Annotated in this window: 11 protein-coding genes; 1 reads left to right on the top strand and 10 read right to left on the bottom strand. The window is 51.3% G+C overall.

The genetic code is table 11. The features are described 5' to 3' along the window. The 3 genes from ACN4EK_RS05020 to ACN4EK_RS05010 all read right to left on the bottom strand — a co-directional run bounded on the left by ACN4EK_RS05020 (nt 1) and on the right by ACN4EK_RS05010 (nt 3,660). Nucleotides 1–1,785, bottom strand: a complete 1,785-nt coding sequence (locus ACN4EK_RS05020; protein WP_431656395.1) for an ABC transporter substrate-binding protein — start codon at nt 1,783–1,785, stop codon at nt 1–3. Nucleotides 1,786–1,905: 120 nt separating this feature from the next. Continuing rightward, nucleotides 1,906–2,382: a 2-C-methyl-D-erythritol 2,4-cyclodiphosphate synthase gene (gene ispF / locus ACN4EK_RS05015; protein WP_431656394.1), complete on the bottom strand. Its 477-nt coding sequence runs from the start codon at nt 2,380–2,382 to the stop codon at nt 1,906–1,908. A gap of 45 nt (nt 2,383–2,427) precedes the next feature. Then, nucleotides 2,428–3,660, bottom strand: a complete 1,233-nt coding sequence (locus ACN4EK_RS05010) for a methionine gamma-lyase family protein (protein WP_431656393.1) — start codon at nt 3,658–3,660, stop codon at nt 2,428–2,430. A 154-nt stretch (nt 3,661–3,814) separates the two neighbouring features. On the opposite strand from ACN4EK_RS05010, the gene ACN4EK_RS05005 reads away from it, so the two are divergent. Then, nucleotides 3,815–4,636, top strand: a complete 822-nt coding sequence (locus ACN4EK_RS05005; RefSeq protein ID WP_431656392.1) for an acyl-CoA desaturase — start codon at nt 3,815–3,817, stop codon at nt 4,634–4,636. A 69-nt stretch (nt 4,637–4,705) separates the two neighbouring features. Here the strand turns inward: ACN4EK_RS05005 and ACN4EK_RS05000 are convergent, their stop codons facing one another. The 7 genes from ACN4EK_RS05000 to ACN4EK_RS04970 form a co-directional block, all read right to left on the bottom strand. Further along, nucleotides 4,706–6,136, bottom strand: a complete 1,431-nt coding sequence (locus ACN4EK_RS05000) for an LCP family protein (RefSeq protein ID WP_431656391.1) — start codon at nt 6,134–6,136, stop codon at nt 4,706–4,708. A 203-nt stretch (nt 6,137–6,339) separates the two neighbouring features. Beyond that, nucleotides 6,340–8,562, bottom strand: a complete 2,223-nt coding sequence (locus tag ACN4EK_RS04995; protein ID WP_431656390.1) for a PhoX family protein — start codon at nt 8,560–8,562, stop codon at nt 6,340–6,342. 108 nt (nt 8,563–8,670) lie between these two features. Then, nucleotides 8,671–9,396 (bottom strand): J domain-containing protein, encoded by a 726-nt coding sequence (locus tag ACN4EK_RS04990; protein ID WP_431656389.1) that lies wholly within the window; start codon nt 9,394–9,396, stop codon nt 8,671–8,673. 85 nt (nt 9,397–9,481) lie between these two features. Next, nucleotides 9,482–10,441, bottom strand: a complete 960-nt coding sequence (cysK, locus tag ACN4EK_RS04985; protein ID WP_431656388.1) for a cysteine synthase A — start codon at nt 10,439–10,441, stop codon at nt 9,482–9,484. Nucleotides 10,442–10,541: 100 nt separating this feature from the next. Next, complete coding sequence (locus ACN4EK_RS04980; protein ID WP_431656387.1) at nt 10,542–10,979, bottom strand: RrF2 family transcriptional regulator; 438 nt, start codon at nt 10,977–10,979, stop codon at nt 10,542–10,544. 208 nt (nt 10,980–11,187) lie between these two features. After that, the gene (locus ACN4EK_RS04975) at nt 11,188–12,906 is read right to left on the bottom strand and encodes an iron uptake porin (RefSeq protein WP_431656386.1); all 1,719 of its coding nucleotides are present in this window, start codon (nt 12,904–12,906) and stop codon (nt 11,188–11,190) included. Nucleotides 12,907–13,257: 351 nt separating this feature from the next. Further along, the gene (locus ACN4EK_RS04970) at nt 13,258–15,093 is read right to left on the bottom strand and encodes an iron uptake porin (RefSeq protein WP_431656385.1); all 1,836 of its coding nucleotides are present in this window, start codon (nt 15,091–15,093) and stop codon (nt 13,258–13,260) included. Between the last annotated feature and the right edge of the window lie 98 nt (nt 15,094–15,191).

Here is a 15,191-nt window from a genome sequence, read left to right as displayed (position 1 = left end):
TTATTGGTTCACTACTTTCAATTCGTAGATATTCCAGAGGGAACCACGCCAATCCAAGCCAGAAAATTGAATATTCTGCACATCATTCCGAGCTGCCGATAACGCGATCGGATTGACTAAATAAATCACCGGGACTTGCTCCTGCACAATTTGTTGAAACTGGGCATAAATTTGCTTGCGTTTTGCTTCATCAAACTCTTTAGCTCCCGCAATGAGCAAGCGATCGATTTCCTGCTCCCAATCGGAAACGACCCAATCGGAAATCGGTGATTGTCCCGGCTTTTGTCCCTGATTAAAATCATGGGATGTGCCCGTAGACATCCAATAATTTGAGCCTTCATTCGGCTCCACTCCCCCGGTGTAAGCCAGGAAATACATTTCCCAGTTCCGGGCATCAATGCGCTCAACTAACACATTAAAATCCACCGGATCAAGATCAAGCTGCACCCCAATTTGTCTCAAATCTTGCTGAATCTGTGCCCCTAGTTGCTGAGTGCGGGGGCTTCCTGCCGGTAGAGATAAACGGATGCGAACGCGATTCCCATCCGCATCTAATAATTGCCCTCTCGAATCGTATTTAAACCCAGCACTTTTGAGGAGAGATTTAGCTTTTTCAAGGTTGTATTCGTAAACTTTTAAGCCCTCTTCTGGTTTGAGAAAATAGGGGCTTTGTACCGAAACCGGCGAGTTTTGTAACTCCCCTAATCCTCGATACAAGTTATTGATTAAACTCTGGCGATCGAGGGCATAGGCAAAGGCTTGCCGAAATTCCTTCGTATTAAACCATTTGGATTTAATCGGATTGACAAATGGCTGCCCTTTACTATTTTTCGCCTGGTTCAAATTGAACGCCAGAAAAGTTGTGCCGGAATAGGGTCCCCCATTGCGAATCGTAAAACCACCCCGTTTCTCCTCCCGTTTCAACAACTGAAAATCGATCGCCCGCACCCCGGATAGATCTAATTCACCGGAACGGAACCGCAACAACTGCACATCCGCATTTTCTACAATCTGCCAGATAATGCGATCGATGTAGGGTAATTGTTGTCCTTGCTCATCCTTCCGCCAGTAATAGGGATTGCGGCGATACACCACCCGTTGACTGGCAGTATAGCTTTCGACTTGATACGGCCCATTCACCACAATCTTGCTGGGATCAGTATCGGTGCCCCAGGTGGAGATAAATTTTGGCTTGCCATCGGCATCATTGGTATAGACCATCTCCCGCAAAATGTGGGCTGGCAGAATAGCGGCGGACATACTCCGCAGGAAGGGCGCAAAGGGTTCTGGTAAGGTAAACTCTATCCGGCGATCGTCCAGCTTTCTGACGACTGGCAACGCCCGACTGGAACCAATTCGTAGGGCATCTCGGACATCCGTTGGAATCTTTTCATTCAAATAGACATCGTTAAAGGAGAACAGCACATCATCTGCCGTTAGTGGCTGACCATCCGACCACTTAAGTCCCTGCCGCAATGTGAATGTGAATTTGAGCTTGTCGTCCGAAACTGTCCAGGACTCTGCCAACGCCGGCATCACTTCAGCCGTCACCCCATGCTCATCCACCAAACCACTAAAGGTGAAGGGAAAAATATTAGGAACAGAATTGCTCAGGGCATAGTTAAACGTCTTCGGATCACCCGTTGTCGCACTGATTAACTGGACTCCTTGTGCCGATCGCACGTTCAACGTATCAGGATTACAAGCCGTAACGGCGATCGTGATGCCAAACCCCAATAATGCCAGAAGTATTACACTCCACCGTTTTAATGAGCCTCGAATCACGATCGGTATCCCTCCACTGCCGCATTAAAGTGTGTTATCGGACAAGTTACGCCGCTACCGCTCGGAGCATCAGCCTTGCCAATCACCTGAGTTGTCCTAATTCTATCGTCCACTTAAGGGCTACGGCTTGACCAGTAACACGACAGCATAGGCAGCAATGCCTTCCTCCCGTCCCGTCGCATCCAGTTTTTCGTTCGTGGTCGCTTTAATGCCAACTTGATCCGGCTGGAGCTTGAGGACAGTTGCCAGTCGATCGCGCATTGCCGCAATATGCGGCTTCAATTTAGGGCGTTCTGCCACAATTACCGAGTCGATATTGCCAATCTGCCAACCTTGCGCCTGAATTAATTGATCCACTTGCTCTAACAGTTTCAAGCTATCGGCTCCTGCCCATTGGGGATCGGTGGGCGGGAAGTAATGACCAATATCTCCCAAACTCAATGCCCCCAACATGGCATCCATAATTGCATGGGTCAGGACATCGGCATCACTATGTCCCAATAACCCTAAACTATGGTCAATTTTAATCCCCCCCAGAATTAACGGACGTTCTGGCACCAAGCGGTGAATATCGTAGCCATTGCCAATCCGAATCATCGTCAATTATCCTCTCCAGATTTACTCATGCTCTCAAAGTCAGGCTCAGGTTGCGGCTCCTACTGCTGCGATCGCCGCTTCCAGAGCGATCGCCACATGCGTCCAGTGGGTTCCCCCCTGGCAAAACAGGATATAGGGTTCGCGTAATGGCCCGTCTGCCGAAAATTCCGAGGTACTGCCATCAATAAACGTCCCACCCGCCATAATCAATTGACTTTCATATCCCGGCATACCCGCTGGAATGGGATCGAGGTAGGAACCGATCGGGGAATGTTGTTGAATCGCGCGGCAGCAGGCAATCAGTTTTTCCGGCGACCCTAACTTGACGGCTTGAATCACATCCCGACGTGCCGCCAACGGCGAGGGATTCACCGGATAGCCCAAATGCTCAAACACATAGGCGGTTAAATGGTTGCCTTTCAGGGCTTCACCCACCATTTGGGGAGCCAGAAAGAGTCCTTGAAATAGCAAGCGGTTTTGGTCAAAGGTAGCCCCACCGGAACTGCCCACCCCAGGAGCCGTCAGCCGACAGGTTGCCATTTCCACTAACTCCGCCCGTCCGGCGACATACCCCCCTGCCGTAACGATCGTTCCCCCCGGATTTTTGATTAGTGACCCTGCGATCAAATCCGCGCCTACCGCCGTCGGTTCCTGAGTATCAACAAACTCGCCATAGCAGTTATCCACAAAACAAATCGTGTGGGGATTTTGCTGTTTCACCAGATGAATAATTTTTTCAATATCCGCGATCGATAAACTGGGTCGCCAGGAGTACCCACAGGAACGCTGAATCAGGACTAACCGGGTCTGCGGACGAATGGCTTGGCTCAACGCCTCCCAAGCGATCGTGCCAGAGGGGGTTAGCTCTAATTGACGGTAATCAATGCCAAAATCCTTAAGGGAACCTTGAGACTCACCCCGTAACCCGATCACTTCTTCTAACGTGTCATAGGGAGCGCCAGCCACCGCGAGCATTTCGTCTCCGGGGCGCAAAACCCCGTAGAGGGCGCAGGCGATCGCATGGGTGCCGGACACAAACTGGACTCGCACCGCCGCTGCTTCGGCTCCCATGACTTCGGCAAAGACACGATCGAGTGCCTGCCGTCCCAGGTCATCATGACCGTAACCGGAGACTCCGGCAAAATGGTGTGTCCCGATGCGGTGTTGGCGAAATGCTGCCAGTACCCGTCGCAGATTCTCCTTGACCTGAGCGTCAATACCAGAAAAAATCAGGGATAATGCCTGTTTTGCTTCTTCTAATAAACCAGAACCGTTCATTCGTGCCTCGTTCTTCTGCGGGAAACCCAGGTGCGTACACATCAGCGGCGATCGGCGTCGGGATGTTGTCCAGATCACCTTCGCGAGTTCCATCTACTGAGCGAGGTCTATTGTCGCGCAAATTGGGTACTGTAAATCAAACTGAGAGTACTGCATGACTGTTGCAACTTCAAACAAACTTAAACCGGATTGGGTCATTATCATCTATATGGCACTCCTGCACTTAGGCGCTCTGGCTGCCTTTTTGCCGGGAACCTTTAGCTGGTCAGCAGTCGGTGTAGCCTTGTTCCTACACTGGGTGACTGGGGGGTTAGGCATCACCCTCGGGTTTCATCGCCTGGTGACTCACCGCAGCTTCCAAACTCCGAAATGGCTGGAGTATTTTTTGGTGTTTTGTGGCACATTATCCTGCCAGGGCGGACCGATCGATTGGGTCGGAATGCACCGTATCCACCACCTCCACTCGGATCAAACCCTTGATCCCCATGATTCGAATCAGGGCTTTTGGTGGAGTCACATGGGCTGGATGCTGCATGATCTACCGATTCGGTCAGAAGTACCCCGCTTTACCAAAGATATTAATAGCGACCCGGTGTATCTGTTCTTACAAAACTATTTCATCCCGATCCAGGTTGCTTTAGCCATTGTGCTTTACTTGATTGGCGGTTGGCCGTTTGTCGTTTGGGGTATTTTTGTGCGGATTGTGGCAGTCTTCCATTGCACCTGGTTAGTCAACAGCGCCACCCATCAATTTGGCTACCGTACCTATGAATCGGGCGATCGCTCCACTAACTGCTGGTGGGTCGCGGTATTAACCTATGGCGAAGGTTGGCATAACAACCACCATGCCTATCAACATTCTGCCCGTCATGGCATGCAATGGTGGGAAATTGACCTAACCTGGATGACGATCCAATTTCTGCAACTGCTGGGATTAGCCACCAAAGTGAAACTAATCGATCAGAAGGAAGCATAGGACGGTAAATTCAATCGAACGATTGCGAGGAGTGTTCTACGGAGCGCTCCTCAACGTTTATTAGGGCTACTATTGATTCTGAGCTTGAGGTTGGGGAGCGGGGGTTCTACTCTGAAAGGCATCCAGTCCCAGTTGAATCGTCACATCAGAATCCAAACTTCCTGTCCCATCAATGCGAACTTCGCCAAATCCTAGCGATCGCTGCACTGCCTCCGCCCCATCCCGATCGCCCTGTTGGGCAATAATCCGCGTGGTTCTCAGGGATTCGGTATAGGGACGATCGACCAAAATATTGCTGTACCCCACACTCCGCAGTTTATTCTCTAGCAGCTCTGCCGCATTCCGTTGGCGGGTACTGTCTTGAATCGAAATCCGTAACCGCTCCAGATTGGGCGTGGCACTATACTGGTAGCCAATATCAAAATATTGCGCCATCATGCCACCAATTCGACTCTCATCGGGGAGCCAGTAGCTGGCATCATACTCCCCGGGTTCACTAAAGCGCCCAGGCACAATCAACATTTGGATCTTCGATCGCTGAGTTTGAGCGGCGAAACCCGTTAAAGCAACCAGCTCTTCCACACTCAAATTGGTATCAATATGGGACTGAATAATCGACAGAATTTGCGGTAACCGAGCTACTGTAGCGGGATTTAAGACTTGCTCAGACAGGGCACGAATCACCATTTGCTGGCGCTGGATCCGACCTAAATCCCCATTCTCGTCATATCGGAACCGCAAGAGTTGCAGCGCCTGCTCACCATCCAAATGCTGCCGCCCTGCTTTCAAATTGACATAAAAATGCTGGCTATCATCGCGATATTTCATGTCCTTGGGCACATGCACTGTCACCCCGCCCAGCGCATCAATCAACGCTTGTACCCCCTGAACATTCAGCGTCACATAGCGATCGATCCCCACCCCATTCAGTAACTCGCTGGTCGTCCGAGCGCTCAAAGCCGGGCCGCCAAGTTTATTCGCCGCATTAATCTTCTGGGTGCTGTAGCCGGGGATCGGCAAGCGCGTATCTCGCGGGATCGACAGTAAGACCACTCGTTTCGTGGCAGGATCGAAGCGTAGCAACAACATCGTATCGGTCAAACCATCAAAGGAATTGACCAGGGAATGATACCCTAGCCGCCGCAGGTCAGGATGGTCGTCCGCCAGATCGCTGGTTAAAACCTTGACTCCTAACACCAGGATATTGACTGGGCGGGTCAGTTCGGGCAGTTGCAAATTGGTGGAGGAGGTAGAGATCGGTTTGCCTTTGGAAAACACCGCCGCTTCTGCTGCCGAAAACTTTCGTTGCATCAGAGGGGTACTTGCCATCGTTACCGCCAGAAGTGCGCCAGCCGTCGCCGAGATCATTGCCACCCCAACCAACCCGAAGACTAACCACAACCAGCGTTGATTTGGACTACGCTTCGGGACTTTCCGTAGGGCGGGCTTATATTTCCTGACCGGAGGAGATGGTGGCTTTGCTCGATTCGATCCTTGCACTGGCTTGCTTCCTCTACCGCATTCGTTACAACTCCCAGCAGCAGCATGTTAACAACAATTTCCTGGCTTGCCACAAAAATTCTGGTCTTAACGACGATATTCTGCTCTTAACTGCCGATAGGTTAACGAACCAAAATCCAATGGAGTGTTTTCATCACAGCACTTTTGGCAGTACCTCCTGCCGATAGATAAATTATTGTTGCTTAAAGCGTCAATTCCGCATTAGTTTGGCGACGAATGGCAACGATCGCGGGTTTTGGTGGCTGATTCGCCTGTTTACTCGGCCAATTCGATCCGATCGGCACCTGACGGGTTTGCAGGAATTCCTGACCATCCGTGGTACGCAGAGCAATTTGGCGGGTTTCACTAGCCATGGCTTGCCGTATCCCCTGCACTTCACCGGGATGTTGCACTGATAAAAACAAGGTTTTGTGATCCGCCGTAAAGCAGGGTCCCGTCGTTTCACAATCCATCGGTCCAATGCCAAATAAATGGGCTTGTCCCGCCGCCTCACCCCGGAGCGGTATACACCAGATCGCATTATTGCCATACACCCCGCGCAAATCGGAGGCAGGCAACGGCACCCCATTTTTAGCCACCCGACCGGCAGGAATGCTTTGGTTGAGTTTGTCCGAGGACATATCCGTCACCATCCACAGATTACCTCTGGAGTCGAATGCCAGATTATCCGGGTTGGCAAACCCCATTCCCCCGATCGCAGGTTCGCCTCCCGTCACCATCATTTCCCATTGAAACGTTAGGGCGGCGGGATCATTACCATCCTCCTGTAACCGCATCACCCAACCATATTCATAGGCAGTATTGCCATCCGGCCCCTTAAAAATCCGCACATCCGGACTACCATCCGTCTTACTGATCGCTCCCGAAGTAAATGCAATCAGCAGGGTACCATCCGGAGCAATCTCAGTATCCTCAGGACGGGCGGTGCAGGTCGCTCCTGCCGCATTTGCCGCTAGGTGAGCATCAATTAAAATTGCCCCCTGTTGCTCGATCGCATCCCCAATATACAAATCCCCCAAAGTTTTGAATTGCTGCTTAAAGGCGGCAATCGCGTCAGCATCGGTCGCTGGGAATGCACCTCCCTGGGGACGTTGGGGCAACGGTAGCATCACTCCGGCTAACATCGCTGGGCTGACTGGATCGACGGGCGTATCGGCGGCTAACGGAAGCCAGCGTCCTGTACCATCGGCAGCAAACTGGGCAGCATATAATCTTCCCTGCTCAAACAACCGTGAGTTTGCCTTGTCTTTGGGATCAACCACCGTTCTCTGGCTGACAAATTTATAGAGATGACCACCCCGACGATCGCAGCCCGAATACACAACCAGGGGTTTTCCGGCTTCGGCTCGGATGCCCACTGCTTCATGGCGATAGCGTCCCAACCAGGTGTGCTTTGTGCCATAGTCCTGGGGATTTGCCGGATCCACTTCTACCATCCAGCCATACTTATTCCCCGCCAAGCCAAACACATTGCCTAACCCCACTAACTCTTCATTAGTTTGGCGGAAGGGACAGGCGCGGGGATGAAACGAGGTGCCATCGGCACAAACCGCTTCCGGGACTTGAGTTTGAATATTTTCTTCTGCACTCAGCACCGTTCCCCAGGGCGTTGTCCCACCCGCACAATTCTGGAACGTGCCAATAATCTTGTCACCCAGACGATCGAGATATCCTAATCCCTGAGTTTTACGAAATACCGCCGTTGCCGGGCCGGAAGCCTTGAGGTAACGCCCATCGGTTAAACCCGAAATTCCGGTAATCCGGCGATCGCGGTCAGAGTCAGTCCGTTGCCATTGCCCATTGGATTGACGACGTATTGCCATCACCCCAATACCTTGATCGATTAACGCCTCCTGACAAATTAGCTGCACCTGTTGTTTAATCGGATCACCATCGGGTAACGCATAGGCATTCAAGCCATCTACTTCCGCCGGTTTTGCCGCCGCGATCGCCGCTTCTACTGCCTGTTTCACCGCCGCAAACGGCAAGGGCTTGCCAATCACCTGTTCATAGGTCTGCGTCCAAGGAATGGCACTAATGTATTCAAAATTGATGGTGAGCCAGCCCCGATCGGATCCCGTCTCAATCAGCGAGAGATAATCGTTGTTATAGCCACAGCGAGAATCACCCAGCTTATCGCCCCAACTCGCAATCACATCATAGGTAAAGCCATCCGGCAGCACGAGGTCATCCACAACTTCGTACTGGCTAAAATCAGTCATCTGTTGAGCGGCTGATAAACCGTAACTGGGAAGTGGCAGGGGGGCTTTGAGAGGTTGAAATCCCAACACTTTAGCCATTGCCTCCAGTGGGGATTGGGAGCCACCTAACCTCAAACCATGACAGGCGGCGGCGCTGACACTCACGCCTAGAAATAACAGAAAGTGTCTGCGGTTAAGAGCCATAGAAAATTGTCAAGAAGCACAACACTAGGCGCGACATTGGCGCTCTCAAACTGTATGACGATGGCTTTAAGAGTAGCTAATGAGTAGATTAAATTTATCTAGCCACCACTAACTAATGTCACGAATTGCCGCCTGGGCTTCTCGGCGTAACCCATTGGCAATCCGAAACAATTCCTGCCCAGTATGCAGGTAATAGTCATCATAGTTAGTGGTGAAAAATTCCAGTTGCTCAATGCCATCGCCAATCTGATCCAGACAATAGTAAAGATGTGCCGCCACACTGGCGATCGCGGGAGGATTCGGCACCGAACGAAACAAACGTTCTGCCTGCCGCAGCCGATCGTGGCAATCCTCTAAATAATCTTGAAAATCTGCCATTAACTCATCATCAAACGGATCCGCCGCCAACTCATTAATTTGAGCTTGCAGGGGCTTCAGGATCTGCTGAATTAAGCGAGTCACGGGGCTGTAGACCTGCTGTAACCACAGTTCCAAGTGTTCATCCGCCTGCTGACTACTCCGCTGCTGCTGGCGATAGTACGCTTGCGCCGCTGCCGTCCGTTGTTGCCGGGTTGCTGAGGTCTGGTGAAAGTCCCAGGTATCAGCTACGACACGAGACCGTTGTAACCGCTGCTGATCATACGATCGCCGATTTTGCGGATCGCCCAAGATTTCATAGGCAGCATTCACCCTGGCAATCTGATCGTGACTGCTCGTATGCAGATTACTGTCAGGATGAAACAGTTTCGCCAGACGACGGTATGCCTGTTTGATTTCAGCCTGAGTTGCCGTGGGGCTAACTTCAAGAATGCGGTAATGATCGGGATGAGCCATACAGTCATTCTATCGCCAGTTCAGCAGGGCTTGAGAACCCGAACAGTGGCTCTTTTCCCAGGGTGCATCAAGCGATTTTCTCCCCCTAGCCACCAGAAACCGTCGTTAGTTCTGGATCTTGAAACATGGGTGTACTTAAATACCGTTCACCAAAGCTCGGCTGAATCATCACAATTAAGCGATCGCGGTTTTCCGGCCGCCGCCCCACTTGAATAGCCGCATACAGCGCCGCGCCACTGGAAATCCCGGATAACAGTCCTTCCTCCCGAGCCAACCGCCGACCATAGGCGATCGAGTCATCATCGGAGACGGCAATAATCTCATCCAACAAATTCACATTCAGCACCGGGGGAATAAACCCTGCCCCAATCCCCTGAATCTTGTGCGCCCCGGCATGACCACCGGACAACACAGCACTATTTGCAGGTTCGACGGCGATCGCTTGAAATCCCGGCTTGCGGGCCTTAATTACCTCTGCCACCCCTGTAATCGTGCCGCCTGTCCCAACACCAGCCACCATAATATCGACTTGACCATCCGTATCTGCCCAGATCTCTTCGGCAGTCGTCTCGCGATGAATTTGCGGGTTTGCCGGATTGCGAAACTGTTGCAGCATGTAGGCATGGGGCAGGGTATCGACAATTTGCTGTGCCCGTTGAATACAGCCACTCATCCCTTCAATTCCCGGTGTCAGTTCCAGTTCTGCCCCATACGCCCGTAGCATAGCTCGCCGTTCTGCACTCATCGTCTCAGGCATGGTGAGAATCAACCGATAGCCCTTCGCGGCGGCAGCCATTGCCAGCGCAATTCCGGTATTCCCCGAAGTCGGTTCCACTAACACAGTTTTACCGGGAGTAATTAAGCCTTCTTGTTCCGCCGCATTGATCATACTGACCCCAATGCGATCCTTCACCGAAGCAGACGGATTCATACTTTCCAACTTCACCACAATCCTTGCCAAACAACCTTCCGCTTGAGGAATCCGATTTAGTTGAACCAACGGAGTACGACCAATCAGTTCGGTGACATTTTGCACAATATTCATGGTGAAGAGGAAAAAGTAAAGGAATCAAGATTGATAGCAAACTAAAGGCGACGCTAAAACCGTAGCTGTTGCCTTTCGCCTTTATAGTCCATCCGGAGTTCTAGATGTAATACATAATGTCAAGCTGCCGTCGGGCATCTCGCTTGTCACACAAATCCTTCAGTGTGTACCGTTGCAGCACTGCTTTCGCCGCCTGGTTCGCCTCCTGCCAGATTTCCACAATCACCGCATTTTCAACATTTTTAGCCGGAGAATCACTTTCGCCAATCTCAGCATCGGCACCATCCAGTGAATTCATCACCTCTAGCAAATTAATCTTCCAGGGTTCACGAGCCAGGACATAGCCGCCCCTCGCTCCCCGTTGCGATCGCACCAAGCCAGAACGCCGTAAGGTTGCCAATACCTGTTCCAGATAGCGATCGGGAATCTTTTGCAGTGCCGAAATTTGGCGAATTTGTAACGGTTCACCACTTTGATAGTGAGCGGTTAACTCAATCAGTGCCAGGAGGGCATATTCGTTTTTACAGGAAAGTTCCACAGAATTTACTTACCCCTTGGACAAACCAGATCAAACCAACTGTTTCTCTCTCTATCATACTACGGTTCATCACTAGGGTTTTGCCAGTTTGCAAATAAAAAGCCCCGCAACATAGCAGGGCGTTCAGGTAATTCATTTCACTATCAGGGGAAGCTGCCGATCACGGTTCGGATTGCACCAACTGAGCGATCGCCAGCAACCGAAATCCTTAGAACGAGAAGGTCGTCCGCAGCACTCCAACCACCTGAGTATTGTTGTCGTTGTTATGGTTCGGGTTGAAGATCACAAATACGCCAGGGGTAATCGCGATGTTATCCGAAATCCGATAGCGGTAGAGGGCTTCCACGTGGATGCTGGTATCGTCGTTGCGGTTATCGCCACCCGTTACTTTAGGGGGTACACCAACGATGAGACCGGCCAGGTTACCCCGCTTCCCTAAATCGGGGAATGCCAGATACAGCGCTCCATTCATAATCGTGGAGTCACCATTACCACCACTTTCCTGATCGGCAAACATGGCACTATACCAGCCACCAATGATAAAGGTGGGGCTGAGTTTGTACTGGAGTTGGACACCAAACGCATTCGCTGAAGTTGCTACACCAGTACCAAACGGAGCCGTAGCATTAAAACCACCGGTACTACCCGTGAGGTTAACGCTGCCACCAGGGTAATAGGAACGGGCATAGGTTAGACCAGCGCCAAAGTTCCCACCGCTATACACCAGTTGCGCCAAGGCACTATAGGAACCATTGAATAAACCATTCTTCGGGCTGGGATCGCTACTGCCACCGCCACCAACATCCCCAGTGTAACCGCCTTCCAACCGGAAGTTATCACTGAACTGGTATGCCAGAGTCAAACCAGCCGCACCATTCTTACTGGGGTTACCAGCCCGGAAGATCGGGTTAAAGCGACCGAAACGTGAGACGGCACCGTTACCACTACTTTCAAAGGGGCTGAGGGTAGTGACTAGACCATCTGAAGTGTATTCGTTGTTGATTGCATCGATCTGAATCCGCAATCTGCCATCTGCCAGGGGAAAGCGATAGTTCAACTTATCCACTTCCACAGCATTATCGGTATTGCTATCAAAGGAGAGGCGAGACATCTGTGTCCCGGTGATCCCAGTGTAGTTCGGTATATTACCGGCATTCAACCGAGTTTTCAGGCGATCGCGACCCGAGAAGCTGGTATCAAAGTTGAGACGCACCCGATCGGAGAAAGTGGTTTGGCTGTCGTCATCATCACTATCCACAGCATCGCCAAAGGTATCCGAGATCGCAAAGATCGCTTCACCATTGAGTTTGGTGGTGGTAGAGAATTGCTGTCTCTCCAGCGTCGCTGTCCGAGTTTCCAGACCATCGACCCGACCGCGCAACGCTGCTAGTTCAGCCCCAAACTCTTCCTGGAGCCGTTGTAGCACCAGCAAATCTTCTTTGCTGACGTAATCATTTCTAATGGTGTTGATCAGTTCCGTGATCCGATCCATGCAGGCATTCAAACCGGCAGCGAACTCATACCGGGACAGGGAGCGATTACCCCGGTAGGTACGATCGGGATAACCAACGATACAACCGTAGCGCTCAACCAGGGATTGCAATGCTTGGAATGCCCAGTCAGTCGGTCTAACGTCAGTTAACTGAGACACTGAAGTAACTTGATCAATGGCTCCCATTCCAGCGCCTTCGGCGGCATACGAGCCAACTTGATCGATCGCCTCGGCATTAGCAGCCTGGGCAATTTCCATCGGACGAACACTCTCGATCGCTGCCATCTCAGGCGCAGCGGCTTCTACCTGTGCAGCACTGGATAATCCAGAGGACTCCGCCGCTTGAGCGGCAGTTGTGGCTACAGAAGTAACAAAAGCAGCACTCAGAATTGCCGGGGTAGCCAGCAGCAGTTTCCATTGGGTCTTTGACATCATAATGTCTCACTCACACCTGACTCAGGACAATCTCCAATGTGTGTCACCCTAATCCCTACTATGTCGATCGGGATTAATAGGGTTCCGCAAGGAAGACCTCTAAAGTATACATCACCCCTCTCAAGATCCAAATAGCTGTAAGTCTTTTCTGATAAGGTTTTCCGGATCATAGATCGGAGTGAACATCGGTAAAGCCGTGAAGTTTCAAGTAGTTAGGGCAAAAAATCGCACAAGATGAACAATTTCTAGCCACCCCAAATGCTAAGGCTGGCAAAACAAATCAGGACGCTGAAGTTACTCAACGCCCTGATCTGCACATCATCAATAGATGTTAGTTAAACCGCGATCGCCTTAGAAGGTGAAGGTGGTTCTGATTGTACCGATGATTGCATCATCCCCGTTATTGAAGGCATCCGAGGATGGGTTGATCACCCAAATTACGCCCGGAGTAATGGAGATATTGTCGGTCAACTGATACTTGTAGAACGCTTCCACATGGATAGGATTTTGAGCGTCTTCAAAGTAAGGTTGTACCCCTGCCATCAGACCCAGCAAGTTGCCCCGCTTACCAATGTCCGCAAAGGCAAGTCCCAAACCGTAGGTCCAGGCATCAAAATCACCACTACCACCAACACCTTTCAGGTTGACATCCAGGTAAGTCCCAAAGGCATTGATTGAGATGGTGGGGTTGAGCTTGAAGGCTGCCGACAAACCAAAGGCATTGACTTCAGCCCCTCTGGTTAAAGGCAGAACGAAGTTGTCTAGACCCGAACCAACCACAGAAGCACCGCCACCGCCATCAAAGATACCGGTCTTGCGGTAGGCGTTCACGTAGGTAGCACTGACGGATAGATTGCCGTTCATGCCAGTGAAGTTGATCTGAGCCAAGGCACCGTAGTTACCATTGAACAGACCACCACCAGCAACAGGCACATTAGCACCACCACCAGCACCAGGTAGATCAGAGTTGTCCGCCAGGTAACCCAAGCTGAGCTTGAAGGCATCGCTGAAGGAATAGGTTAGACCTAGACCCGAACCACCCCCGATCAAATAGATGGGGTTGCGTTGAGCAAACATCGACAGCGGCCCATTACCACCATCAAAGTTTTCCATCAAACCCGCGCTAGTTGGGGCATAGTCATAGTGCAAACCACCCACCGCAGGGATGTAAACTTGCAGCTTGTCATCCATCAGCGGGAAGTAGTAAGCCAACCAGTCTACTTTGACATCGTTATTCCCTGTGCTGCCAAATTGGAAGGTTTGGGTGCCTTCAACTAGGTCAGGCCCATCATTCATGTTGAAGAGAACCGCATTACCCGCCGCTAAACGAGTAACGAGCAAGTCTTTACCCGAGAAGCTGGTGTTTAGAGCTAAACGAACCCGGTCTTGGAACACCGTATTGTTGTCTGCACCATCGTTTTGACCAAATTCACTGGTAATGCCAAAAATGGCTTCTCCAGACAACTTGGTGGTGGTGGAGAACTGTTGCCGTTCCAAAGTAGCGGTACGAACTTCTAAAGCATCTACACGTCCACGCAGAGCCGCTAACTCAGCCGCGAACTCTTCCTGTAGGCGTTGTAGGACGAGCAAGTCTTCTTTCCGTACCAGATCGCCCGTAGCAGCCGCGATCAATTCCTGGATCTTATCCATACAGGCGTTTAGACCAGCCGCGAACTCATAACGAGTCATGGCTCGGTTGCCCCGATAGGTGCGATCGGGATAACCCACGATACAGCCGTAACGCTCAACCAGAGATTGCAATGCTTGGAATGCCCAGTCGGTCGGTCTAACATCGGTCAACTGAGATACCGAGGTCACCTGCCCCATCGAGGCGGCACGATTGCCTTCGCGGGTATAGCGATTCACCTGATCCAAGGAAGAGGTGTCTAGCTGATCCACTCCCGTTTGGGGAGCTGCTGGCACTGCTTGAGCAATGGTTTGAGGTGCCGCGATCGCAGGAGCCACAGGAGCGATCGTCTCAGGCTGGGAAATGGCTGGAACTTCAGTCGCCGGAACCGCTAGTTCTGCACTAGTAATTGGCAGTTGAGTAGTTTCAACGATCGAATCGGCAGGAATTGACTCGGTAGTAACGGTAGTTTCCGCTGCGGTGGCAGATGCTGAGATTGCCAGTGCCGCACCTAATGCTGCCGGACTAACCAGTAATGACTTTAACCAGATTTTTGACATGCTTCGTCCTCCTCACACTGACGTTTAGCAACAATTCAGCGGTCTTTAAGCTATCAGTCTATCGGCTAGGTTTGCTTAGACTTAACGCTGTAGATTTA

The organism is Pantanalinema rosaneae CENA516, from assembly GCF_050753385.1.
GTDB lineage: Bacteria > Cyanobacteriota > Cyanobacteriia > Leptolyngbyales > Leptolyngbyaceae > Pantanalinema > Pantanalinema rosaneae.
The sequence above is the reverse complement of the archived record's forward strand: the minus strand, read 5'-3'. Positions and strand labels throughout refer to the sequence as shown.

Excerpts from the sequence above, each read along its gene's own strand:
- cysK (WP_431656388.1), bottom strand. The coding sequence starts at position 10,441 with ATGAATATTGTGCAAAATGTCACCGAACTGATTGGTCGTACTCCGTTG.
- ACN4EK_RS04995 (WP_431656390.1), bottom strand. The coding sequence starts at position 8,562 with ATGGCTCTTAACCGCAGACACTTTCTGTTATTTCTAGGCGTGAGTGTC.
- ACN4EK_RS05005 (WP_431656392.1), top strand. The coding sequence starts at position 3,815 with ATGACTGTTGCAACTTCAAACAAACTTAAACCGGATTGGGTCATTATC.
- ACN4EK_RS04975 (WP_431656386.1), bottom strand. The coding sequence starts at position 12,906 with ATGATGTCAAAGACCCAATGGAAACTGCTGCTGGCTACCCCGGCAATT.
- ACN4EK_RS04970 (WP_431656385.1), bottom strand. The coding sequence starts at position 15,093 with ATGTCAAAAATCTGGTTAAAGTCATTACTGGTTAGTCCGGCAGCATTA.
- ispF (WP_431656394.1), bottom strand. The coding sequence starts at position 2,382 with ATGATTCGGATTGGCAATGGCTACGATATTCACCGCTTGGTGCCAGAA.
- ACN4EK_RS05010 (WP_431656393.1), bottom strand. The coding sequence starts at position 3,660 with ATGAACGGTTCTGGTTTATTAGAAGAAGCAAAACAGGCATTATCCCTG.
- ACN4EK_RS04990 (WP_431656389.1), bottom strand. The coding sequence starts at position 9,396 with ATGGCTCATCCCGATCATTACCGCATTCTTGAAGTTAGCCCCACGGCA.